19 protein-coding genes, 1 pseudogene and 2 riboswitches are annotated in these 23928 nt (G+C 44.8%); of the genes and pseudogenes, 2 read left to right on the top strand and 18 right to left on the bottom strand.

Annotated features, from left to right (window positions below):
* Positions 1 to 111 precede the first annotated feature (111 nt).
* The 7 genes from NSS95_RS01705 to NSS95_RS01675 all read right to left on the bottom strand — a co-directional run bounded on the left by NSS95_RS01705 (position 112) and on the right by NSS95_RS01675 (position 9521).
* Positions 112 to 1947: a bifunctional homocysteine S-methyltransferase/methylenetetrahydrofolate reductase gene (locus tag NSS95_RS01705; RefSeq protein WP_340713738.1), complete on the bottom strand. Its 1836-nt coding sequence runs from the start codon at positions 1945 to 1947 to the stop codon at positions 112 to 114.
* A 68-nt stretch (positions 1948 to 2015) separates the two neighbouring features.
* Positions 2016 to 2116, bottom strand: a riboswitch (SAM riboswitch).
* Between the two features lie 41 nt (positions 2117 to 2157).
* Positions 2158 to 2784 (bottom strand): hypothetical protein, encoded by a 627-nt coding sequence (locus tag NSS95_RS01700; protein ID WP_340713737.1) that lies wholly within the window; start codon positions 2782 to 2784, stop codon positions 2158 to 2160.
* Positions 2785 to 2954: 170 nt separating this feature from the next.
* A complete protein-coding gene (locus tag NSS95_RS01695; protein ID WP_035182595.1) occupies positions 2955 to 3914 on the bottom strand; it encodes an LCP family protein in 960 nt (319 codons plus the stop codon).
* Positions 3915 to 4726: 812 nt separating this feature from the next.
* Positions 4727 to 6412 (bottom strand): IS1634 family transposase, encoded by a 1686-nt coding sequence (locus NSS95_RS01690; protein WP_260832243.1) that lies wholly within the window; start codon positions 6410 to 6412, stop codon positions 4727 to 4729.
* 306 nt (positions 6413 to 6718) lie between these two features.
* Positions 6719 to 7318, bottom strand: a complete 600-nt coding sequence (locus NSS95_RS01685; RefSeq protein WP_014096253.1) for a DedA family protein — start codon at positions 7316 to 7318, stop codon at positions 6719 to 6721.
* Positions 7319 to 7349: 31 nt separating this feature from the next.
* Positions 7350 to 8624 carry a VTT domain-containing protein gene (locus NSS95_RS01680; protein WP_014096254.1) on the bottom strand — a complete coding sequence of 425 codons (1275 nt, stop codon included), beginning with the start codon at positions 8622 to 8624 and terminating at the stop codon, positions 7350 to 7352.
* Positions 8625 to 9338: 714 nt separating this feature from the next.
* Positions 9339 to 9521, bottom strand: a complete 183-nt coding sequence (locus tag NSS95_RS01675) for a hypothetical protein (protein ID WP_061565277.1) — start codon at positions 9519 to 9521, stop codon at positions 9339 to 9341.
* Between the two features lie 358 nt (positions 9522 to 9879).
* Here NSS95_RS01675 and NSS95_RS01670 point away from each other — a divergent pair, with 358 nt between their 5' ends.
* On the top strand, positions 9880 to 10203 hold the full coding sequence (locus tag NSS95_RS01670) for a winged helix-turn-helix transcriptional regulator (protein ID WP_014096256.1): 324 nt from the start codon (positions 9880 to 9882) through the stop codon (positions 10201 to 10203).
* Positions 10204 to 10246: 43 nt separating this feature from the next.
* On the opposite strand, the gene NSS95_RS01665 is transcribed toward NSS95_RS01670, so the two are convergent.
* From NSS95_RS01665 to NSS95_RS01625, 9 genes are all read right to left on the bottom strand, one after another.
* Positions 10247 to 11332, bottom strand: coding sequence for a DUF1648 domain-containing protein (locus tag NSS95_RS01665; protein WP_035182599.1), 1086 nt, complete (start codon positions 11330 to 11332; stop codon positions 10247 to 10249).
* Positions 11320 to 11721: a GntR family transcriptional regulator gene (locus NSS95_RS01660; protein ID WP_035182601.1), complete on the bottom strand. Its 402-nt coding sequence runs from the start codon at positions 11719 to 11721 to the stop codon at positions 11320 to 11322. The genes NSS95_RS01665 and NSS95_RS01660 overlap by 13 nt, the downstream gene beginning before the upstream one ends.
* Before the next feature lie 174 nt (positions 11722 to 11895).
* Positions 11896 to 12603, bottom strand: a complete 708-nt coding sequence (locus tag NSS95_RS01655) for an amino acid ABC transporter permease (protein ID WP_014096259.1) — start codon at positions 12601 to 12603, stop codon at positions 11896 to 11898.
* A 25-nt stretch (positions 12604 to 12628) separates the two neighbouring features.
* Entirely contained in the window at positions 12629 to 13282 is a 654-nt protein-coding gene (locus NSS95_RS01650) for an amino acid ABC transporter permease (protein ID WP_014096260.1), read from the bottom strand.
* A 65-nt stretch (positions 13283 to 13347) separates the two neighbouring features.
* A complete protein-coding gene (locus tag NSS95_RS01645; protein WP_014096261.1) occupies positions 13348 to 14163 on the bottom strand; it encodes a transporter substrate-binding domain-containing protein in 816 nt (271 codons plus the stop codon).
* Positions 14164 to 14470: 307 nt separating this feature from the next.
* Positions 14471 to 14785 (bottom strand): hypothetical protein, encoded by a 315-nt coding sequence (locus NSS95_RS01640; protein ID WP_061087123.1) that lies wholly within the window; start codon positions 14783 to 14785, stop codon positions 14471 to 14473.
* A 57-nt stretch (positions 14786 to 14842) separates the two neighbouring features.
* Positions 14843 to 15643, bottom strand: coding sequence for an amino acid ABC transporter ATP-binding protein (locus NSS95_RS01635; protein WP_372510097.1), 801 nt, complete (start codon positions 15641 to 15643; stop codon positions 14843 to 14845).
* 268 nt (positions 15644 to 15911) lie between these two features.
* A complete protein-coding gene (locus NSS95_RS01630) occupies positions 15912 to 16937 on the bottom strand; it encodes an AI-2E family transporter (protein WP_017551741.1) in 1026 nt (341 codons plus the stop codon).
* Positions 16938 to 17560: 623 nt separating this feature from the next.
* Positions 17561 to 17746 carry a twin-arginine translocase TatA/TatE family subunit gene (locus tag NSS95_RS01625; protein ID WP_017551739.1) on the bottom strand — a complete coding sequence of 62 codons (186 nt, stop codon included), beginning with the start codon at positions 17744 to 17746 and terminating at the stop codon, positions 17561 to 17563.
* A gap of 174 nt (positions 17747 to 17920) precedes the next feature.
* On the opposite strand from NSS95_RS01625, the gene NSS95_RS01620 reads away from it, so the two are divergent.
* A complete protein-coding gene (locus tag NSS95_RS01620) occupies positions 17921 to 18757 on the top strand; it encodes an undecaprenyl-diphosphate phosphatase (protein ID WP_013858270.1) in 837 nt (278 codons plus the stop codon).
* Between the two features lie 174 nt (positions 18758 to 18931).
* Here NSS95_RS01620 and NSS95_RS01615 read toward each other — a convergent pair whose 3' ends face one another.
* A complete protein-coding gene (locus NSS95_RS01615) occupies positions 18932 to 20752 on the bottom strand; it encodes an APC family permease (protein WP_340713736.1) in 1821 nt (606 codons plus the stop codon).
* A 109-nt stretch (positions 20753 to 20861) separates the two neighbouring features.
* A riboswitch (cyclic di-AMP (ydaO/yuaA leader) is annotated at positions 20862 to 21011 on the bottom strand.
* Between the two features lie 1157 nt (positions 21012 to 22168).
* Positions 22169 to 23686 (bottom strand): annotated as a pseudogene (locus tag NSS95_RS01610) (IS1182 family transposase); the annotation flags it as partial.
* Between the last annotated feature and the right edge of the window lie 242 nt (positions 23687 to 23928).

Raw genomic sequence — 23928 nt, 5'->3', positions numbered from 1 at the left:
CCGGTCAAGGTTTCGTTTTGTCTTCTTGAGCTCTTTTCTTAATCTTGCAATTGGACAGTGCTATCAAAGTTTCACTTCAATGAATCCGCCTGTACTCTTTTCGTTGCAGTCTCAGACAATGCCTGCGCCTCGCACTGCTGTTTTTTCGTGGATGTAGCGCGTGCATTCCACTGTGAGTTCATAGCGTTCGAGCGGCGTAATCAGGTAAATGCCGTTGAAATAGGCGAGGGCCGCATCGATCAAGTTACGGCTGATCGCAAGGCTTTCTTCACGCGCTTTTGCAGGGTCGCCATTTGTTTTTTCCATCGCCGCCAAAATTTCATCCGTCAGTTTGATGCCCGGCACTTCATTGTGCAGAAAGACCGCGTTCCGGTAGCTGGTAAGCGGCATAATGCCAAGATAGATCGGCGCGTCCAAATGCTTCGTTGCTTCATGGATTTGCTCGATTTTTTCCGTGCTGAACACAGGCTGGGTGATAAAATAATCGGCACCGTGGCGGATTTTGCGCTCCAACCTCCCGACCGTTTTATCAAGATTGCGGACGTTCGGGTTAAATGCAGCCGCGACGGAAAAATTCGTTTTCCTGTGAAGCGATTTGCCGGAATGGGAGATGCCATCATTGAATTGCTTGATCATTGCGATCAGTTCCATGGATGACAAATCGTATACGCTCGTCGCTCCCGGGAAGTCGCCGATTTTTGTCGGATCCCCCGTGATGGCAAGCACCTGGTCAATCCCGAGCGCAGCAAGGCCCATTAAGTGCGACTGCAGCCCGATCAAATTACGATCACGGCATGTAATATGAACAAGCGGCCGGATGCCATGTTTCTCTTTTAAAATTGAAGCAATCGCTGTGTTGCTGATGCGCGGGCTTGCAAGCGAGTTGTCGGCCATTGTCAAGGCATCGATGCCGGCGTCGTGCAGCGCTTTTGCCCCTTCAAAAAAGCGAGTCGTGTTCAGCGTTTTCGGCGTATCCAATTCGACAATGACAGAGCGGCGCTTTTTTACGATTTCATGCAACGGTGGTTCGTGCTGCGCCGGGGCGGCTGCGATTTCAATTTTCGGTGGGCGGACCGTTTTTTCTGTGACAGGCAAAAGCCCCTGCACCCCGTCTGCGATTGCTTTGATGTGAGCTGGGGTCGTGCCGCAGCAGCCGCCGATCAGACGCACACCCTGTTCGACCAGTTTTTCGGCGCATGTTTTAAAATAATCGGCGTTATTTGTGAACGTGAACCGGCCTTCCTCGTAATCTAAAAGACTCGCATTCGGGTATGCGGACAAAAAGGCACGCTTCGGTATCGGGATTTCTTCGAACGCCTGGATCATGTGGTGCGGGCCGAGCCGGCAGTTCAGGCCGGTCACATCGGCGCCGCGGTTTTCAAGTTCCTTGAACGCGTCGCGGACCGGGGTTCCGTTTTGGAGCACGCCCGGTTCGATAAGCGAGAACTGGGCGATGACCGGGACATCCGCTTCTTTTTTCGCAATGTCAACGACCGTATACAGTTCTTCCGCGTCAAAATACGTTTCCAAAAGCAGGGCATCAACTCCTTCGTCCAGGAGGTGAAAAATCTGCTCGCGGAACGTACGCTTGATTTCGGCAAGTGTTGCTTCGGTTTTGCGCTGGCCGCGGATACCGCCGACTGTGCCGAGTATAAATGTGTCACGGTTTGCCGCCTCTTTTGCAATCCGGACGGCCGCTTTGTTGATGTCTTTTACTTTTTCATCCAGTCCATACTGTGCAAGCTTGATATAGTTGGCACTGTACGTGTTGGTCTGGATGACCGATGCGCCAGCTTCGATATAGGCGCGGTGGATCGCGTGGATGTCTTCCGGGTGGCTCAGATTGAATGACTCATAACATGTGTCGGCGCCGTATGCATACAGCAGCGTCCCCATTGCCCCGTCCGCAACAAGGATGCGGTTTTTTAACGTTTCGAGAAAGTCCAACTTTTTACACTCCCTTTGCATGATATGAAAAAAGCCTCCCGGAAAAGGAGGCAAGATGATAACATGGCTCCTTATCTTTTCAGGTATACCTGTTGGATTTAGCACCGTGCCGTATGGCTGGTTGCTGAGGTTTCATCGGGCCAAGTCCCTCCGCCTCTCTTGATAAGGCTATTTAATTGAACGTACTTAAAATTTTGACTTATTTATACTTTACACTTGTTCGGGTGACATGACAAGGGGGAAATTGAAATTCATATTGGATGCGGTTTCGCCCCTATTGTCTAATTGGCTTTCTTTTGTCTTTTTGAGCTCTCCAAAAGGACAATTTGCTCTTGGTCCGACTCTCTTTTGTCTTTTTGAGCTCTCCAAAAAGACAATTTGCTCCCGGTACGGCTTTCTTTTGTCTTTTTGAACTCTCCAAAAAGACAATTTGCTCCTGGTCCGGCTTTCTTTTGTCTTTTTGGGCCCTTCAAAAAGACAATTTGCTCTTGGTCCGGCTTTCTTTTGTCTTTTTGAGCCCTTCAAAAGGACAATTTGCTCTTGGTCCGGCTTTCTTTTGTCTTTTTGAGCTCTCCAAAAAGACAATTTGCTCCCGGTACGGCTCTCTTTTTTCTTTTTGAACCCTTCAAAAAGACAATTTGCTCTTGGTCCGGCTTTCTTTTGTCTTTTTGAGCCCTCCAAAAGGACAATTCGCCCCTGATCCGACTCTCTTTTGTCTTTTTGAGCTCTCCAAAAGGACAATTTGCTCCTGGTCCAGCTCTCTTTTGTCTTTTTGAGCTCTCCAAAAGGACAATTTGCTCCTGGTCCGGCTTTCTTTTGTCTTTTAGAGCTCTCCAAAAGGACAATTTGCTCCCGGTACGGCTCTCTTTTGTCTTTTTGAACCCTTCAAAAAGACAATTTGCTCCTAGTCCGGCTTTCTTTTGTCTTTTTGAACCCTCCAAAAGGACAATTTGCTCCCGGTACGGCTTTCTGTCTGCAACAAAAAAAAGAGCCGGAACCGGCCCCTGTTATTCATCCAAAAACTGTTTGATGGCTTCTATATTTTTTTCTTTGTCCACTTCGAGTGCGGCGCCGACGCCCGGATAGCTGACATTGGTATAGGTGCCGGCAACCGGTACGGTCATTGTTTTTACCTTGAGGTTGCCTCCGACGGCGTCTTTGGCGAGCGCAAGAATGTTCATTTTGCTCATATTGGTGGCAATATACGGCTGAATGGTTCCAAGCAGTTTCGGCGCTTTGGCGATACCGTTCACGCTGAAAACTTCAGATTGGAGCGCTTTAAGCACTTTTTGCTGGCGGGCAACCCGGCCAAAGTCGCCTTGCGCGTCATGTCTGAATCGTGCGTAGGCGAGCAATTGTTTCCCATGCATCAGCTGTTTTCCAGGATAAAGCGTCAAGCCGATGTTTTCCGACATTTTATGTTCCACGTTCATTTCAATGCCTTGAGGCGCCAGGGTATCGACAATTTTAACAAAACCTTGGAAATCGACAAGTGCATAATATTGCACATCAATGTCAAAATTGGTTTTGAGTGTTTGACGCAGCAATTCAACACCCTTTTTTTGATTCTTCAGATTGCCAAGATAGTAGGCTGTGTTAATTTTATAGTTTCTATACCCCGGAATTTCGGCATAAATGTCACGCATAATCGAAATGAGCTTCACCTGGTTATTCTTCGGGTCATATTGGGCAATCATGATGGTATCGGTTCTTGAATCTTCTTGCCCGCGCCGATCAATTCCGAGAAGGAGAATATTGGTGCGGCCATTTGCATCCTTTTTACCGTTAAATTCCAGATTGTCCATATTTAAGGCATCATTCGGGTCTGTCTGATGAACGCCAGCGTAGTATTGATAGGCTGTGTAACCCGCGCCGGCGACGATGAGCAGTAAAAAGAGCATAAGGAACACTCTGCGCCAGCGGACTCTTGACCGTTTTTTCTTTTTTTTCGCTACTCTTGACTCCATAGAATCCCTCGTTTTAGTAGTCTGTCTTCATTATTATTATCTAAAAGCGGCAATTTGTCACGAAGATTTTGATGAAATTTTGTTATTTTTGTCGAGATCATAATTTGTGGGGGATTTCACATAACTTTCATCCAAAGTTAAGGCGTTTTTTATTTTCCAGCGGTATATTGATGTTTGTCATCAGGTAAGAGCTTTTGTTGGTTCGTCTGCTTTGTGCAGGCGTTTTTTTATGGCCGGAGACGTGGAGGTCTTAAGCATTTATTAAGTTTCGGCAGGTATCTTTTTCTTTGCAAGAGAGCTTACAACCTACTTTTTTCATATGCCCCTTTTTTAGGCCGCCGCCCTTGTGCAGGCGGTTTTTTTCTGGGCATAGTGGGCAAGCCTGCCTCTTTTCGGAATTTCGGCCTGTTAAGGTTGTTTTAAGCTTTCGGCGTTATCCTTTTTCTTGTAATCAGGCAAGATGAAAATCCGGCTTGCTTTTTCATCCATGTTAACCCCCTTTTTTGGCCGTCTGCTTTGTGCAGGCGGTTTTTTTCTGGGCATAGTGGGCAAGCCTGCCTCTTTTCGGAATTTCGGCCTGTTAAGATTGTTTTAAGCTTCCTGCGTTATCCTTTTTCTTGTAATCAGGCAAGATGCAAACTAGGCTTGCTTTTTCATCCCACATTTCGCACGTCTTAAATATAGTTCATTCTAATTTTTGAATGAACTATATTTAAATGGCTTGGTGGGATGATATCTTCTTATTTTTGAGGAATTTTCGATAAAATTCTTTTCAATTCGACATTCTTTTCATGAATTCCTCCTATTGTGTGTTATTCTCCTTTGTTTTCGACATTTTTTGACACGTATATTGATACATCATACCCGCATAATTCAATGATTTTTTTGGCTTGTGAATCAATATTATCGGGTAAGAGCCTTATTTTTTGTTGATTTTGATTTATAAGGATCACGGTAATATCTTCTAATTGCTCTAACAATGCTTGGCCTGTGGGTTGATAGAGTTTCCTTTTTCCTTTCAAGATTAGAGATAGGTTCTTTTCTTTCAGTTCTTTTCTAACTCGATATTCTAAAATTCCATAGATTAATAAAGCCATCACATACACAATACCTAAGGCCTCAACCCTTTCCGGGGTTTTTAAGTAAATGGCATCAATCATTTGTGAATCTTTGATTAATCGGAAACGGGTCTCAGCGGCCGACTGTCCTTTATAAACCCTCAAAACTTCTTGATTGGATAGTGTCTCCTCATCTAATTTATTTGTGATTAAAACAAAAGTGCTGAGCATTTTTTTCTTATTTTCGATAAAATCATGATCTTTTTCAAACGATTCCAGTTGTATTTGATAGATTTGTTCTTGTTTTGTCTGTTCGTCCTTTTTAGGTCTTCCTCTCTTTTTTCGTTTGATAGGTTGATCACTCATCTGGACGTTTAGTTTATAACAGAAATATGAAGCCTTTTGTTTTTTCTTAAAAGATTGAATTGCTTCTAGTGCGTCCTCTTTACAATGAAAGATAACTTTACTCAGTTTTTCTATCTCTTTTTTTAATTGTATTTCTTCCTTTTCGATCGCCCGATTTAGGGTTTTCTCTTTTCGTTGATCTAAATTGTTTGAGTGGACAACAAGAAACCGGTAAGGAAGGTTTTGAATTTGTCTTTCAAAAGCTTGAATTTGGTAAATAGCTGCGTCTTTTTTATTGCTAAGTGAGCCTACCCTTTCCCAGTTATTGAGCAACCATGCCTCTTTCTTTAGTTCTGTGCTTAAACCGAATGTATCAGGTAAACGGGAAATAAACGATAAATTTTGTTGTTGAATTTCCGCTAGATTTTCCGTTGTGATTAATGCAGAATCGGCTTGATAAATGAGATTTTTCCAATCTTCATGGGAAAGGATTTTTCTCATCTTTTGAATGAATTCCACATTCCAAGATTTATCCGAAGTATTCCCATTTTCTACTTTTGCAAGGATAGGAATTCGTTCAGGTGTGACCCCCATCCCCAGAACGATTTGTTTTAAGTCAGGCCTATGGGCCTTACTATACCCGTACGTAATTTGCAGTCCATCTTCCTTCGGTTGCTTATATTCTCCGTAAACAGAAATTGAGGTTGTATCGTTATGCAGTACACCAATAGGAAGATTCAATTTTTTTAGTGCTTTTAATGCAATGGTGGAATAGACTTTCCATGCTTCGGCTTCATACAAGTAATCTAATGCTCTTCCTAATGCATCATCATTTAATTGATCGGGTGAAACCGATGTATCGAAAAGCATCTCAGAATCTAGGTTTTGATAGAATTCATGAACCTTATAAAGGGGCTTGCCACTGCATAAAATGTTTAAGACAAGGGCTTTAATCCTTGTTCCGGGTGAGACATGACAACGGACAGAATCCCATTTGACTAAATCATTAATGGTCTTTTCGAGTTCTATTTCATCACACAGTTTAGATAAAAGTTGAGACGGCCCCACATGTAAGGTTAAAATTTGATCTGACATAAAAATTTCCTCATCTTCCCGTAATTAGATAATCATTCAATTCTACAAAGAAGGAGAAAATTCCTTTAAAAAAATCATAAAATGGAAAAATTTACGTGCGGAATATGCGTTTCATCCATGTTAACCCCCTTTTTCGCCGTCTGCTTTGTGCAGGCGGTTTTTTTGGTTAAGGATTTTGAACAATTATAGCAGCTAATCCCCTCTGTATCTTTGATTTAGTGGGAGTTAGCCGCTCTTGGGATCCGAACCGCACTGTTTCCATTCTTCCCTCATCTATGGAAAAAGCCCGGCCCCCTAAATAGAGGGTCAGGCTTTTTTTTTCTTGCGGTACATCGAGTAAGCGATATAAAGCACAATGATGATGATCGCGATAATGGTAACCGGCTTGACATAAGGAGCCGCGACGTCATCAATTTGTGCCCAGTTTGATGCGAGACGTTCACCGAGAAAGATAAACAGCACCGCCCACGGAATGGTCGCAAGCAGGGTGAAAAAAATGAACTTGAAATACGACATTTTGGCAATGCCGGCCGGGATCGAAATGGCCTGGCGGATGACCGGGATGAATCGGCCCGTAAAAATAACACCGGCGCCGTACTTGTTGAACCATTCTTCCGCGACATCGAGATGCCTTTCGTGAATCAGCAAATATTTGCCGTACTTTAGCAAGAACGGGCGCCCACCGTATGCACCGATCCAGTATAAAATCAGTTGGGCAATCAAAATGCCAAGTGTGCCCGCTGCAATGGCGCCGAAATAATTGATCTCTCCCCGGGAAATTAAATAGCCGGCATAGGCAAGGACAATCTCGCTCGGGATAATCTCAATCGCAAGCCCGATCGCAACACCGAAGTAACCCAGATCAGCGAGTGCTGTTAAAATTTGTGTGACAAAGTCTGAGAACATGTTTCCCCTCCAACATTTGCTTTCTTATCCATCATATCATACGGAAAATTTCCAGCAATAAAATATTTAAGCCAAGCCAGACGCCGCCGAATACGTAACCGCCCGCAATGTTGCTCGGGATTTCAAGGCCGAAATAAATATGGCTGACAGCTGCGAACAACAGAACAGCTAAAAGAAGTACATCCATAAACGTATGGACCCAAAACATCTCAGCGTGCCGGACAACGAGATATGTAAAATAGCCGTAAATGATCAGAATCATCATCGCCTGGTCGCTCGGAAATGAGAAGACAAAGTGGGAAAACGTCGGAATTTCCGTTTCCGACATCCGGTGGAACACTTCATGCAGCACATTTTGATACAGTTCCCCGCCGATTGTGACAAGCAGCATAATCAAAAATTCGTGCGTGCGATCTTTGCCTTTCCAAATGATCCAAAGAACCGTCAACACCATGACGAGAATGAGCGCCTGCCGCGAGCTGAGCGCCAGCATCCCTTTCATGACGCCTGCCCAATGGTGTTTGAACAAAAGCGATACGATTAAAGAGGTCACCTCGTTAAAGTCACTGAAATCTTCGCTGAAAAGGTTTTGAATCATTGTGATCATTAACACAATCAAAAACAATGTCACCAGCGTGGTGCCGATAATCACAAACTCGGCGCGGACCCGGCTGCGGAAAATCATGAAAACGCGCCGGAGCACCGCCATCATCGCCCAGAAAATCTGCTTATGGAAATAGCGGAACACATAATACGCGATGATTAAACCGGCGCTTACAATACCGCCTATGACGAGATATTTTTTGACCGCTTCGTGAAACTGCTCCCACTGCGGGCCAAGCAGCTTCCCGAGGGAAATAAACGTGCTTGTCCAAATCAAAGCGCCGGAATAGGCAAAAGTGGCAAATGACCGGAATGGCAGTTTCGTAATTCCGGAAAAATAGCCGGTGATGTGGCGGACACCTGGTATAAAATACGCGACGATAAGCAATTTATTCCCATATTTATTAAACCAGCGCGATGTTTTTTCAAGCTGGGACGGGCCGAGATGGATAAAATGGCCGTATTTATGTAAAAACGGGCCGCCGAGCCGCTGCCCGATAAAATAGGCCGTTGTCATGCCGACAGATGTACCGGTGGCGGCAATGAGAATGCTCAAGATCCAGTTGAGCTGCCCCTGGTGCACCATATAACCGGCATAGCTCATCAGCACTTCGCCTGGAAGCGGAACTGCAATCATTTCGAGCAAAAGTGCCAAAAGCAGCACAATATATCCATATTGATCGACGTATGATGTCACTGACATTTGTATCCCTCTCTTAAACGGCGTCAATAAAAACGACCGCTTTTGTTTGCATAAAGTTCACTCTTCTTACAGCCATTTTCGGGCATGAGGATGGGTTTGTCAAAAAGGTTAAAACTTGATATTTGTCAATTTTATGATAGGCACTTTGCAGGGAACCATCCAGGTTTAAAACCAGCTTCTTTCCCGGACCCAGCGTGTTCCCGCACCCGTTTTTCGTTAAGTTAAGAATCACGTTTTCTGCTTTCGGCTGCTGTATAAGTTGAACTAAACATTCCTACTTCTGTATGTGTAGCCATCGTAATTGATTTTAACGCGAAAAATTTAGGTTCATTTTATATATTCACCAGGCTTTGGGGAGTTTTTACATGAGGCTTATTGTTTCGGTTTCCGTATTTTGCCAGGGAACAATCAAGATTCAGTATTTATTTTATCCGCTTTCGGCCATGATACTTCACCCGTCTCCGTATGGTTTTTACACCTGTAAATTTTATTTGAGATTTGGAAGGTTCACGACTTCCCTGTTGTGATGGCCCAGGGAAAATTTTACAGTTGTGGGTGAACGGGGATTAGAAGAGGGCGTGAATGATCAAGTCCATTTTAACGGATTTATGAAAGAAGTCTTCCATCCTCATGGCCAAAGAGCAGGTGGGAGATCATTTCAAGCGTTCGACTGACTGGATCGCAATGGTGACTACGCCCAATCACTGTCTGCCTTTAGGCTTGTGTGCCGGATTGTCTGTCTCCGCTGCGATTTGATTGCTGAAAATTTGAGAGCCATTTTTCCACGTTTCCATAAAACTTGTTCAGGGCATCTGCCGCTTTTTCACGGTTTTCTTTTGATTTGAAGTATTGGTAGCCGGCAAAGCCTACTGCTGTATAGAAAAGTAATTTTTTCACCTTAAAAACCTCCCTTTCTTTACTCCCTTTATTTTATATGAAAATTCAATGGATTGGAAGAACTTTACCCGGCCAGGACGCATCGGAGCATTTTCCTTTTCGCTTTTTTATTTGGGGGCAGCACCGTTTCACTGTGCATTTCCTCTCATTTTCATTTTTTCGTCTTTATTTGGGGATTTTTTAGGGCCATTTCTGTCACGGGTTTGCCAGCTTTTTCAGCGAAGCACAGCAGTTCCACTGGACAGAGATTGTTAGCTAGTTACTTTTAGTAAGTTTACAATTCATGTATAATGGTTAAAAAGGCTTTTGTTGATATAGCCCCGGAATGCAGGGTTGATGAGAAAGGTGCGTTACAAAAATGGGAAACCAAAGTTTATGTCCGCGTTTCGAAAAGGCGTTTCAGCTATTGGGAAAACGCTGGGTTGGCGTGATTATCCGTGTCCTTTCTAATGGGCCGATGCGGTTTAACGAAATGGCGGAGCTTATCCCGCATATCAGCCAAAAGGTGCTTTCGGAGCGGCTGAAGGAGCTGGAAGACCAGGGCATCCTTGTACGGGAAGTGTACCCGGAAAGCCCTGTCCGGATCGAATACCGGTTGACAGAAAAAGGCGAGGCGATCAAGCCGGTCCTTGATGAAGTGCAAAATTGGGCAGACAAATGGGTTGATCTTGAAAGTGAATAATAAAAGGGGTTGCTTCCATTCTTTGGAGCAGCCCCCTTGTTTTTTAAGAAAAGAAAACACCAAGCAAAAGCGGAATCAGAATAATGAGCCCGAGGATAATCCAGCCTGCCGGGTGCGCAAAGTTAAGGGTCCAGCCGCTCCCGAACCTTTTTTCCACCCATAAGGAAGGATCGTTGCGATTGAAGTAAAAAACGCCGAGTTTCCAATACGCATCGTCATCATACTGGAAGCGGCCCTGAACGGCACCATTGCCTACGCGGATGCGGCTGCCGCCCTGCCCGGTGATAACCGAGAGCAAAACCGCCCCGGCCACAATCAACAGGACCGCGCCCATGCCTCCGTACGACAACCAGGCAATCGGGACCGGCACAATAAAGGAAAGCTGAATGGCAAAAAATAGTAAAATCATAAGCAAGCCTGTAATGATCATAAATGCTGACCATCTGCGCCGGAAACGGACATTTTGCTCGAGGGAGGCTTCCGGTCTTTCGGCATTGAGCTGCTGTTTGCTTTTTGCAATCATCGTATTCAGCCAAATGAACAGGATAAGCAAGAACAGCTGGACAGTTGGCAGTTCAAACACGGTCCGGTACGATTTTTCCACCCAGTCTGTCGGTGTACCGTTAAAATCATAATGCATGGCGATCCGGTCCGGAATCCGTCCGTAGCACAACCATGTCATCAGGAAAGTGGCTGCTGTCACGCTTGCATGGATCAGAAACCATGCGTTGGAAAAAATGAGTTTCTGGCTCCGGAATTTCGGGTCGACGATGATCGCCTGCTTTTTCCCGGCTGCCCAGTTCCGCGTCTTCTTGATTGCCTTCATTTTTCGGTGAAAATAAAGATAGATGAGAAAATTACCGGCAATGTCAACAAGGACTGCGAGAGCGAAACCAGTTTGAAGCAACTGGCTTGTGCTTACAGCTATGAACAGGGCGGCTGCCAGAAGGATGCTGAAGACAATAATGACTGCGGCGTATTGTTTCCTCAGTTTTTTCAGTTCAGGATCCAGGTAGGCTGCCTCTGGGATGGTGACCCCAAAACTTTCCGTTTTTCTTGTAATGTACGGTGTTACTGCCATCATGACGGCAACCATTCCGAAAAAGATCAATACCATTATGGTTTCCATTGTTCTCCCACCTTTTGAATGTCGTTGTATAGCTTTTCGCATATTTTTAAAAATTGCTTTTCGTCCAGGCCGCGGCAGATCGCTTCACTGATGAGCGGGCGCAGTTTTCCCGTAAGGCTTTCAAGATATGGTTCATCGGCCGGGGGCATCTGGTCAGGCTGGATGACAACCCCTTTTTGCCGGTGGATCTGGATAAAGCCTTCCTGCTTCAAGATTTGGTAGGCTTTATTGACCGTGTGCATGTTGACGCCGAGATCGGATGCCATCGCCCTTACCGATGGAAGCGAATCGCCCGGTGCCAGCTCTTTTGACGCAATCCCTTCCATGATGCTGTTATGCAGCTGTTGGTAAATAGGGACATCCGATTCAAGGTCGATTTTCATGAGCATGAACATCATCTCTTTTATTTGGGTTATTTGTTATATATATTGTATAACAGTTAGCACAAAAAAGCAATGGGGATTTGATTTATTTTGCAACTTTGCGAATGAAAATCAGCAATCGCAAACATCTCTATCATGAGAAAAGCTGCGCAAAAAAAAGGAACCTCAGGACAGGTTCCCCTAGAGCAAATTTTCTGTTGTGTTCACAAGCTGTTTGGCAGCGGAACGGTCCGGGTCGAGGCGCTTTTCGAGCCGGCGCGCGAGAATCGAAAGCAAGTAGTTGACAACAAAATACATGAAAGCTGCCATGAGCAGAATCGGGATGATGTATTTTGATCCGCCTTCCCCGTTGTAAATCCCTTTTGCATTGTGTAACAGTTCCGGCAGTGCAATGATGATCGCAAGCGACGTATCTTTTAAAAGCGAAATGAACTGGCTCACAAGCGGCGGGATCATTTTTTTCAAAGCTTGCGGCAGGATGATGTACCACAAGGTTTGGATATATTTCAAGCCGGATGAACGGGCAGCTTCGATCTGGCCTTTCGGGATGGCGTTCAGGCCGCCGCGCACAATTTCAGCAATCATCGCGGATTCGAACACCGTCAGCGCCGAAATGGCTGCTGCCGTGACGCTCATTTTCATGCCGACTTCAGGCAAGGCAAAATATGTAAAGAAAATAATCAAAATCAGTGGCAAGTTCCGGGTGATTTCCACAACAAGTGCCACGATTGGCGATAAAATTGGAATTTTGGCGTAACGCAAGATGCCGAGAATACAGCCGATGAGAAAACTCAACACGATTGCAACAAAAGCCACTTCCAATGTCACCGCAAAACCCTTCAGCAAATACGCCAGGTTTCCACTTGAATAAGCTCCGGCAAAATCCATCGCATTTCCCTCCTTTAAATATGATTCAACTGCTTCTGGCCAGCCGGCGTTCAAGATAGTTGACAAGCAGGCTGAGCGGGATCGTCAGAATGAGATAAAACATGCCGACGAAAATATACGTATCAAAAGTGATCCATGTTTTTTCATGAATGAGATCGGCGTAGTACATGAGGTCGAGTCCCGCAAAAACACCGAGGATCGAAGAGTTTTTGACCAGGTTCAGGAATTGGTTGCCGATCGGCGGAATGACGATTTTGATCGCCTGCGGAAGGACGACGTAACGCATCGCCTGGGTATATGTCAGACCAGTTGACCGTGCGGCTTCAAGCTGACCTTTGTCCACCGATTGAATGCCGGCACGTACGGCTTCCGCAATAAAAGCGGCGGTGTAAATGGAGAGCGCAATGGTGCCCGCGATAAAGCCGCTTAAATTAATATGAAAATAGCTGAGCCCGTTATAGAAAAAGAAACCGGTCAGGATTAACGGAATATTGCGGATGACTTCAACGTAGACTGCGCCGATAAAATTCAGCAGTTTCACAGGGGCCAGCCTGAACACGGCAATGAGGTTGCCGAGAATGAAACTGGCGACAAGGCCGATGATGCTGATTTTAATCGTATTGACAAAACCTTTCATGTATAAGTCGATATTGTCGGTGAGGATGGAAAAATCAAGCACGCTGTTTCACTCCTTTGCGGTTTAATCAGGAGAAAGGGATGGGCGATTTTGCCCACCCCTTATCCTTATTCTTTGATCCATTTGTTTTTGATTTTGTCGTATTCCCCGCTGTCTTTCAGTTCTTTCAAAGCTTTGTTGACGGCTTTTACAAGTTTCGTATTGCCTTTTTTCATGGCAATGCCGTACGGTTCTTTCGTGAAAGTGCCACCTACAACCTGGTAGTTCGAGTCTTGGGCGGCCATGCCGTACAGAATCGAGTTGTCGGTTGTCAGTGCATCGCCTTTGCCGGATTTTAAAGCCGTGAATGCTTCTTGATAGTTTTCATACTCTAACACGGTTGTATCCGGAGCGGCTTTTCTGACGTTGTCACCAGATGTCGCACCTTTTACCGTCAAGACTTTTGTGCCTTTCGTCAAGTCTTTGACGCTCTTAATCTTGCTTCCTTTTTTCACAAGGAGCGACTGGCCGGCGTCAAAATAAACATCCGAGAAGTCGACCACTTTTTTACGATCCGGCGAAATCGTCATGGTAGCGACAACCATGTCAACATCGCCGTTTTGCAGCATTGGAATCCGGGTTTTCGATGTGACTTCTTTCAGTTCGACTTTAACTTTGTCACCGAAAATTTTCTTGGAAATCGCTTTGGCAATGTCTACATCAAAGCCTTCCACATTTCCGGTTTTAGGGTCTTTGTAGCCAAATAGATATGTATCATATTTGACTCCAACGACCAATTTCCCTCTGTCTTCGATTTTTTTGATCGGATCATCGCTTGCAGAACCGGATCCGCCTGTCGATTTTGATTTGCCGCAGCCTGCAACCAGTGCTGCTGCCAAAATGAAAACCAATCCTGCTGCTAACCATTTTTTGACCTTTCCCATTTGAATCCCCCTTTTTTATTTATGGTCACCGCGAAAGCAAGCGCTTTGCGGAAGTCCCCAATGATAAATGTTTTATGCTGGTACTGCTTTGAGTAGCACGGTATTCCCGCGGGCCGGCACCTACCATTCCTTGGCTTATGGCCATGATTGCGCACCATCCCCGGATATGAATGTATATGCAGATGCAAATGGTTTATGACTGCGACTGGAACCGGCTTTCCCGGCGATTGACGGCCACCGTACGTGTACCCGATAGCCGCGGATCGTTTGCTTTCATTTTTTGGCATCCTGACCCGCGTGGTACAGGTTATTTGGCCGCCACGAGAAAACGGCTTTCCGGCAGTGATGCCGCCATGCGTGCACCCGATAGCCGCGGATCGTTTGCTTCCGATTTCTGGCATCCTGCCCGGGCGTGATGCAGGGTGTTTGGCCGCCATCGTAACCGGCTTTCCGGCGATTGATGCCGCCATGTATGGACCTGATAACCGCGTATGGTTTGCACCCGATTTTTAGCATCCTGCCCGGGCGTGATGCAGGATGTTTGGCCACCATTCGTAGCCGGCTTTCCGGCGATCGACGGCCGACATGCGTGTACCCAATAGCCGCGGTCGTTTGCTTCCATTTTTAGCATCCTGCCCGGATACACATGTTTTGCAAGTGTATGTACCATGGCCTGTGGTTAATGGTTCAGCACACGGTTTAAAAAGGTGCGGGCGCGTTCTTCACGCGGGTTTTTGAAAAAGTCTTCCGGCGTATTGTCCTCAATGATTCTCCCCTGGTCCATGAAAAGGACGCGGTCCGCCACTTCGCGGGCAAAGCCCATTTCGTGCGTGACAACTACCATCGTCATACCGTCTTTTGCGAGTGCTTTCATAACGTCGAGCACTTCTCCGATCATCTCGGGATCCAAGGCAGATGTCGGTTCGTCAAACAGCATAATGTCCGGCTCCATTGCCAGCCCCCTGGCAATTGCGACACGTTGCTGCTGGCCGCCTGATAACTGTGACGGGTAGGCGTTTGCTTTATCCGGAATGCCCACCCTTTCCAAGTAGTGCATCGCCTTTTTTTCCGCTTCTTCCTTACTTTGGCCCAGCACTTTGATCGGCGCCAGCGTGATATTTTGCAAGACAGTTCTATGCGGATACAAATTGAAGTGCTGGAAGACCATGCCGATGTTTTTGCGAAGATCGTTGATATCGGTTTTTTTGTCATTGACTTTCATATTGCGGACGAAGAGCTCGCCGTCCGTGATGTCTTCCAGACGGTTGATGCAGCGGAGCATTGTACTCTTCCCTGATCCGGAAGGCCCGATCACAACGACGACTTCCCCTTCTTTTACTTCAAGGTTAATATCTTTTAAAACGTGAAAATCACCATAGTATTTGTTGACATGACGGAATGAAATCACATCATCACCTCCCGGCTGCTCATCTTTTTGGTGTGCGCTTCCAGTATTTAGAAACCTTCCATTACTCCCTATTTTAGAGTATATCAATCTATTCAGATAACATCAATATTTTTATTGAAGGTATTTTTCTGTTTTTTAATGTAAATTTCCTGGGAGGATATTTTTATAAAATATTAAAAATCTCGGCGTTCTCTTTGGCGAATGGAATTCAATTTCCGGGAAGAACGCTTTTTTAAATAAATAGGAAACAGCTTATAAAGGTTTCTTGCCCTGCTGCCATTTTTTTCAATAAAAAAAGCCATTCCAAAATGCTTACCCACTTCGGAACGGCTGGTGCACATTATGTTTTTTTCTTTGGCTCCGTACTTTGGCCGGTAACTTCAAGAACATCAAGGAAGAACATCACAATGGGAATACCAAGAATGAGCCCCCACAGACCGAAAAAATGCTCACAAAAAATTAAAATGAGAAAAGTGTAAAAAACAGGCATATTCGTTTTTGAGGACATCAGCTGCGGATTCAGCACATAGGCTTCCACGGCATGCACGATGACAATCAAAATGAGGACATACAGTACTTTCATTCCGCCGCCGATGCTGTAAGCGATGATACAGAGCGGAATGAGCGAGATGAAAACGCCGGCGACCGGGATAAGGCCGAGAGCAAAAATGAGAATGGCGAGCCCGAATAACTGCGGAAAGCCGAGAATCCAGAGGCCGATCGTGGTAAGCACGGAATTCACAACGGCGATAATGAACTGGGCCTCGATCACTTTCCCGAATGTCCCTACAAATTTGACACCGAAATACTCGATTTCATCGTAAAACGCTGCAAGTTTGCTCTTTTTAAACTGTTTTGTAAAACGGATGATCCGCTCTTTTTCAAGCAGGAAAAACAAACTCAGGATAATGGCCATGAAGACCTGGATGCTGACTTTGCTGATGCTTGTAAAATAATCGAACAGGATAGAAACGCCTTTTTGTGCGTAGTCGACAATTTTCTTTTCCTGGATGTTTTTCACAATATAATTCAGTACTTCATTGTGCTGAGGTTTTGTGTAAAAATCGGAAATCTGCATAACAAGCTGGGTAATTTCATTGACCAGGATCGGAAAATATTTGATCACGCCGAGTGTGAGGCCGCCGAGAATCAAAATGTACACGATTAAAACAGCCAGTCTGCGTTTGATCGGAAACCATCTTGTCACAATTTTTTGCAGTCTGTTGACAAGATAGGAAAAAATAAAGGTGAGCAGCATCAGGTCCATCATGCTGCGCAGAAAATACAGGATAAGTGTGATCAGCACAAAGATAAGGACCCTTCTGACCCCCCGTTTTTGAAATAATGAAAACAGCCGGTCTTCCATCGTATTGTTATTGCCCCCTCCGGATTCAAAGGAACCATTTTTCTATTTACCCTTATCTTAACACATTTATAGCCGGTTCAAGTAATTTAGCCGGCGAGGGATGTGTAAAATTTTTTCCTGCCATAAAAGGAAATAAACCATACAGATGAATCAGCCCATGGGGAGCCCTCCGTTCCTGCTGCTATATAAAAAGAACTTAAGTTTTTCGCGTCAAAATCAATTACGATCAGGATAGACATTGCTTCTGGCAACTAATGTTTGGTTCAACTTATATAGCACGATCAGGAAAATTGAATCCGTCCCCGGGGACAGGGCGTTACGGCTGCATTTTCGGCCCGTGAAGGTGTCAGGGCGGTCGTCTTTCGGTGTTTTACCGTGAAAAATGTTCGGATGACGGCAGCGCGAATAAAAAACTGGCTGCTGCGTTTTTCGCAAAAAGGATCAGACATTTTTTGCAGCACTGGCAATGAGATGAAAAGTGGCAGTATGCTGGTCGTATTTTTACACGACGGCTCGTGAAGGTGTCAGGGCGGTCGTCTTTCGGTGTTTTACCATGAAAAGCGTTCGGAAAATGGCGGGGTGCATGCAAAAAATGGGCCGCTGCGTTTTACAGCGGCCTATGGTTATGATTTACTTTTTTTCACTTGCGGCTTTTCTTCTTCGTCAATGGCGTCACGCACGCCTTTTTTGAATTCGCGCAATGTTTGGCCGGCTGCCCTTCCAAGCTGCGGGAGTTTCGACGGGCCGAAAATTAATAGGGCAACAACAAGAATAATGAGAACTTCGCCAAAGCTGAGATTTCCAGGCATTTTTTCCCCTCCCCGGGCTTCTTTATCTTTATCTTATAGTGTATTGTAAACATTTTCAACTTATAATCACTTGAATTCAATTTATTTTCTGATTAAGCATGGCGGGGTTCGTAAAAAATTTATTCGTTTTGGCCGGTGTCCATGGTAGAATAATGTAGTCTGGAGGTGACGTTTTTGCATTTGTGGAATTTGTTTGTGGCCGCAATTCTCGGCCTTGTGGAGGGGCTGACAGAGTTTGCCCCGGTTTCTTCGACGGGCCATATGATTATTGTGGATGACTTGATTTTGAAATCGAATCATCTTTATGGCACTGAAGCGGCAAATGTATTTAAAGTGGTGATCCAGCTTGGGTCCATTATGGCGATGGTTGTGGTTTTTTGGGACAGATTTTTAAATTTGCTTGGCCTGAAAAAAAATATTACGAGAGAGCAGATGTACGGTGAACGGCTGAGATTGACGCATGTGATTACCGGGCTCGTTCCGGCGGCTGTGCTCGGCTTTTTGTTTGAAGACTATATTGATGCCCATCTGTTTTCGGTGAATACGGTACTTGTTGCCCTGGTGGTTGGAGCCATTTTGATGATTGTAGCGGATCTCACGCGCCCACGTCGGCCGAAGACGGAGACGGTCGACCAGATTACATATAGACAGGCGTTTGTGGTTGGGCTTTTTCAATGTCTTGCCCTGTGGCCGGGTTTTTCACGTTCCGGCTCCACGATTTCAGGCGGCGTCTTGCTTGGCATGAGTCACCGTGCGGCAGCGGACTTTACGTTTATTATGGCCGTGCCGATCATGTTTGGCGCGAGCTTTCTTTCGCTTGTAAAGCATTGGGGTGCCGTAACACCTGAGACGATTCCGTTCTTTATTACCGGATTCATCAGCGCGTTTATTTTCGCCTTAATCGCGATCAAGTTTTTCCTCGCACTGATCAACAAGGTAAAGCTGGTCCCGTTTGCGATATACCGCATCCTTTTGGCGATTGTTTTGCTTCTTTTGATTTGGAACCGATAAGATTTTGGCTGCGCGGCGTTGCGCGGCTTTTTTATTTTGGCTTTTGCCGCGTTTGATGTTGAACGAAGCGTCTACGGTAATTTGTTCTGCTCATCAAAAAAGGCTGCCGAACGCGTGGCGGGCAGCCTTTTTTGATACAGCCGTATTGCAGTGAAAATGGTGCATCCAGATTTGTTATTTTTTAAAATGGTAGGGCATTGTTGCAACGACAACGTCTTTTTCCCAGAGAAGGCGCATCCGGATGAGGAGCGCGGACTGGTTGTGCAAAATGTTTTGCCAGCGTTTTTTCGGAATGAACTGTGGAATGAGTACCATGACCTGGTACTTGTTTTCTTTTGCTTTCCGCTGGATAATTTCCAAAAATTTGGCAAGCGGCTGGACAATGCTCCGGTAAGACGAGTGCAGGGTGACAAGGCGGACACCACAGTCCCACTCTTTCCATTTTTCTTCCATTCTCTTCTCGTCTTCATGGTCAAAAGCGACATAAACGGCTATGACCTGATCCGAGAGCGATTTTGCATAATTAATCGTCCGTTCCACGACCGTTGTAATGCCGGCCACCGGGACAATGATCACATTGGAGTGGATTTCTTCCTGAAACACCCCTTTAATCCGCAACTGCTCGCCGACCGCCTCGTAATGCCGGTTCACTTTCCGGAAAATAAACATGACGATCGGCAGGAAAATCAAAACCGGCCATACTTGCGTGAATTTCGTAATGAATAAAATCGCAAGGACGCTAAATGTAATAATGGCACCGACAAAGTTGACCGACATTTTGCCGGCCCAGCCTCTCGGTCTTTGAGTGACCCATTTCACAATCATGCCGCATTGCGCAAGGGTAAACGGAATGAACACGCCGACTGCGTACAACGGAATGAGGCGCTCGGTATTGCCCTGGAATGCGACAATTAAAATCATGGAAGCAACGCCGAGAAAAATAATTCCGTTTGAGTAACCAAGCCGGTCACCGCGGATCGTGAACATGCGCGGCATAAATTTGTCCCTCGCCAAGTTAAAAGCGAGCTGCGGGAACGCAGAGAATCCGGTGTTCGCAGCAAGCACGAGAATTAAAGCCGTAGTTGCCTGGACGAAATAGTACAAAACACCGTTGCCAAGTGTCCGGTGTGCCATTTGCGATACAACGGTTTCTGTTTCTTTCGGCGCAATGCCGAGCCAGTATGCGAGAAAACTGATGCCCGCTAAAAGCGATGCCAGAATGATACCCATCATGGCAAGCGTGCGGGCTGCGTTTCTCGGTGCCGGGTCGCGAAAGTTCGGGATCGCGTTGGAAATGGCTTCGACCCCTGTCAATGCCGAACAGCCGGATGAGAAAGCTTTTAGCAAAAGAAACAGTGAAATGCCGGCGACCGGCGTACCGATATGCGGATGCAGGTTTTGCGGAACTTGCCCCGTTACGGTTTTAAATAAACCGACAACAATGATGACAATCAATGCAAATACGAACAGGTAAACCGGGTATGCGAGCACATTGGCTGATTCCGTCAGCCCGCGCAAATTCAAAATCGTAATGATCAGAACGAGAAAAACCGCAATCTGCACACTGTACGGATGCAAGCTCTGAAACGCGGAAGTAATGGCATCTGTTCCGGCTGAGACGGAAACGGCCACCGTTAAAATGTAGTCCACCAGCAAGGATCCGCCTGCAAGAAGGCCGGGGGTGACGCCGAGATTTTCTTTCGAGACAAGGTATGCCCCGCCGCCTTGCGGATAAGAGTAAATGACCTGGCGATAAGATAAAATGAGTGCAGCCAATAAAATTAAAATGCCGACTGTAATTGGAATAGAATACCAAAACGCCAGCGCCCCCACTGTGGCAAGTACAATCAGCACCTGTTCAGGCCCGTACGCAACAGATGAAAGTGCGTCGGATGACAGAATGGCCAGTGCTTTTAACTTGGTTAGCTTCTGGCCTTCGAGTTCATTTGAACGCAGCGGTCTCCCAATTAACAATCGTTTTATCGTGGTGAACATTTGAATTGTCTCCTTTTATCTGCAGTGTTTCAAAAATGCTTCCCCAAAAATAAGAAAAACCACAAAGAGAATTTATCTTCCCTGTGGTCTATTGCCCGATCACAGTTTCACATCCTCTCTTATAACGCTGACGGGGTTAGCTGTCGGGTTCGGGCATAAGAGTGGCCCTGCCTTTTTAAAAAAAGGCTTCACCCCAAAGCGGCGCGCGGCCGCCAACCTGGTTCCCCCGTTCCGTTTCCGGATTAAGCGGTTCAGTTATGAAACACAAATTTTTCATACGACATCCTATCTTACTCCCGTTACCATGGTTTGTAAAGACTATTTCGCAATTGCGTTTCGGTATGTCCATCTTTACCCGCCATATCCCCGGGCAAACTGTCTTTGCTCACGGTACCTAATTTTCAATCATGCTTCTTTTGTAGAATATCCGAATGTGCCTAAAGCATGCAAAAAGCAAGGTTTTTCGGCAAATCCGGAGTAAAGAGATAAACAGAGTTAGGAAGGTAAAACCTGGGGATGAAAAGATGACCTCTTGGGGCAGGCGGATCAATTGGAAACATAAGACCAAAAGAGGTGCGAACCCGGTGGAATTGTCTAATTAGGAGCTCCATTCGGGCCCGAAATGTCCTTTTGAAGCCGTCAAAAAGACAAAACGAGCGGCATCAGGTAACGAAATGTCCTTTTGATCCTGTCAAAAGGACAAAAGGAGTTGCATTCGGGCCCGAATTGTCCTTTTGAAGCCGTCAAAAAGACAAAACGAGCGGCATCAGGTAACGAAATGTCCCTTTGAACCTGTCAAAAGGACAAAAAGAAGTTGCATCCGGGCCCGAATTGTCCTTTTGAAGCCGTCAAAAAGACAAAACGAGCGGCATCAGGTAACGAAATGTCCTTTTGATCCTGTCAAAAGGACAAAACATGCCGCATCCGGGAATGAAATGTCCCTTTGAACCTGTCAAAAGGACAAAAGGAGTTGCATTCGGGCCCGAATTGTCCTTTTGAAGCCGTCAAAAAGACAAAACGAGCGGCATCAGGTAACGAAATGTCCTTTTGATCCTGTCAAAAGGACAAAACATGCCGCATCCGGGAATGAAATGTCCCTTTGAACCTGTCAAAAGGACAAAACACGCCGCATCCAATTGGACAAATTAGGCGAAAACCCGTTGAAAATGTCTAGTTAGGCGTTCCAATTGGACAAAAGAGCCGCGGCCTCAGCAGATTTTGTCTAGTTGGGCGTTCTAATCAGCGTAAAACCCGGTGGAATTTGTCTAATTAGGGGCTCCAACTAGACAAATGTGGCGTAGATCCCGGTGGAATTGTCTAATTAGGCATTCCGTGACCACTGAAAAAAGCCATTTTTTTATGTAAAATTTGCTGTGTAGTGTAAGAAATTTTCTGTAAATGGTACTCTTTACCATAGAAATTAGTAAAAATGACAAATGTTTGGCTATAATTCGCCTTTTTAGAGGATAGTATGGCGGCTATCCTCTTTAAATTTACTGCCAAGGCTGTTAGCTTGGCTTGTAAGCCCATGCTTTTTAGACCGTACCATTTGGCACGATCTAACCCGTGGAAATTCTTCATTTCGCCATTTTTCCCTTCTTGGCATGCTCTTTTTTTATACTTCTCTTTAAATCCCTCCGATTTCTGTTGTTGACTATACTCATAAAATTCTGGGGTGTTGATTCCGATCCCTAATACTTTTCCGACTGTTTTTCCGGTTATGCAAACTTCTCGCATTGGGCAATTTCTACATTGTTCTCTGTCAAAATAGTAATTATACGTTTCTTTTCCACATTTTCTTATATAGTGTTTCTTTTTGATTGTTTTGTTTCCTTGACTACAGAACCACTCGTCAGAATCTTTGTTATAACTGAATCTTTCTTCGTCTATGCGATATGCAGCTTCACTTACAGGGATGTATGCCTTTGCTTTAAGTTCAGAGATTTTGTCTAAGATTGGCTTTTTAAAATAGGCTTTATCACCATATACTTCTGGTATTTTTATTCTCGTTTTCTTGGTTAACTCTAATAATTCATCAAACTTCGTTCCATCCACATAAGCTCCATTACCAGTATGAACAGCTGTAATCATTCGATCTTCTGTTGTCATCATAAATTCCGTTTTATAACCAAAGAAAGGATCATTTTTGCTTTTATACCCTATTCTCGCTTCTTGGTCGACAATCGATCGTACCCCTTTTTGCTCCATAAACTTCGGGTCTGCTAAAATTTCTTTCGCATTATTAACGAGTGCTTTTGTTTCAGGTGCTTTCTCCAGTTCAACTAGTTCTTCTACCTTTGATACCGTTTCTTCAAGATAGGACTTCATTGTTTTTCTAGCTTCATCATGGTTTTCTATTTCTTTATAATCAGGGATTTCTTGGTTGATTTCACTTGGTATTTCTCCGTTTTCTTCTTTAACGGTTTTAAAGATTTTTTTCGATAATTGTTTCATGACTCGTTCCGGTCTATATTTTTTGGTGTTGGCTTCTGTATGAGTGGAATCAATCGTTATACCAGAAACCTTTTGTAAAATTCCTTTTTCAATGCATTGGTTTATGATTTCAATAATAATTTCATCTATAGTGAGATTGCCTTCTAATCTACTTTTACGAAATTTTGCCAAAAGACTTGGGTGAGGGAGGTCGTCTTCCGGATTGATTCCTAAAAAATACATATATGCAAGGTTTAATGAGCAATTTTCTATAACTTTCTCATCAGATAAGTCATAGAGTTTTTGTAACACCAAGATTTTAACCATAAGTTCGGGCTCTTTTGCAGGCCTTCCATATTCTTTACAGTAAGTTTTTTCAAGCATTTTATTGATAAAACTAAAATCCACTTCATCTCTTAATAATTTAAGTGTATGATTTTCAGGAATTTTATCGTATAATATGGAATAGATGCTTAATTGATTATCTTTTTCTTTAAGCATGATAGATACCCCCAGTTTGGTTTTGGTTTGTAGTATAACTTTATTATACCAAATACTGGGGGTATTTTTTTCAATTTATTGTACATATAATTATTTTGAATTTTCAGATTGACTTTTTCAGTGGTCCCAGGCATTCCAATTGGACAAATGAGCTGCGGCCTCAGCGGGTTTTGTCCAATTAGTGATTCTAACTAGACAAATGAAACGTAACTCCCCATTAGTAATGTCCAATTAGGCGTTTA

The organism is Weizmannia sp. FSL K6-3076 (assembly GCF_038007245.1).
GTDB classification, from domain to species: Bacteria; Bacillota; Bacilli; order Bacillales; family Bacillaceae_C; genus Weizmannia; species Weizmannia faecalis.
The sequence above is the reverse complement of the archived record's forward strand: the minus strand, read 5'-3'. Positions and strand labels throughout refer to the sequence as shown.

Bases quoted from the DNA above. Each gene is read 5' to 3' on its own strand.
- NSS95_RS01615 (WP_340713736.1), bottom strand. From the start codon at position 20,752: ATGTTCACCACGATAAAACGATTGTTAATTGGGAGACCGCTGCGTTCA.
- NSS95_RS01655 (WP_014096259.1), bottom strand. From the start codon at position 12,603: ATGGATTTTGCCGGAGCTTATTCAAGTGGAAACCTGGCGTATTTGCTG.
- NSS95_RS01670 (WP_014096256.1), top strand. From the start codon at position 9,880: ATGGGAAACCAAAGTTTATGTCCGCGTTTCGAAAAGGCGTTTCAGCTA.
- NSS95_RS01625 (WP_017551739.1), bottom strand. From the start codon at position 17,746: ATGCCTGGAAATCTCAGCTTTGGCGAAGTTCTCATTATTCTTGTTGTT.
- NSS95_RS01680 (WP_014096254.1), bottom strand. From the start codon at position 8,624: ATGTCAGTGACATCATACGTCGATCAATATGGATATATTGTGCTGCTT.
- NSS95_RS01665 (WP_035182599.1), bottom strand. From the start codon at position 11,332: ATGGAAACCATAATGGTATTGATCTTTTTCGGAATGGTTGCCGTCATG.
- NSS95_RS01695 (WP_035182595.1), bottom strand. From the start codon at position 3,914: ATGGAGTCAAGAGTAGCGAAAAAAAAGAAAAAACGGTCAAGAGTCCGC.
- NSS95_RS01645 (WP_014096261.1), bottom strand. From the start codon at position 14,163: ATGGGAAAGGTCAAAAAATGGTTAGCAGCAGGATTGGTTTTCATTTTG.
- NSS95_RS01640 (WP_061087123.1), bottom strand. From the start codon at position 14,785: ATGGAAGCAAACGACCGCGGCTATTGGGTACACGCATGTCGGCCGTCG.
- NSS95_RS01660 (WP_035182601.1), bottom strand. From the start codon at position 11,721: ATGCTCATGAAAATCGACCTTGAATCGGATGTCCCTATTTACCAACAG.
- NSS95_RS01690 (WP_260832243.1), bottom strand. From the start codon at position 6,412: ATGTCAGATCAAATTTTAACCTTACATGTGGGGCCGTCTCAACTTTTA.
- NSS95_RS01630 (WP_017551741.1), bottom strand. From the start codon at position 16,937: ATGGAAGACCGGCTGTTTTCATTATTTCAAAAACGGGGGGTCAGAAGG.
- NSS95_RS01685 (WP_014096253.1), bottom strand. From the start codon at position 7,318: ATGTTCTCAGACTTTGTCACACAAATTTTAACAGCACTCGCTGATCTG.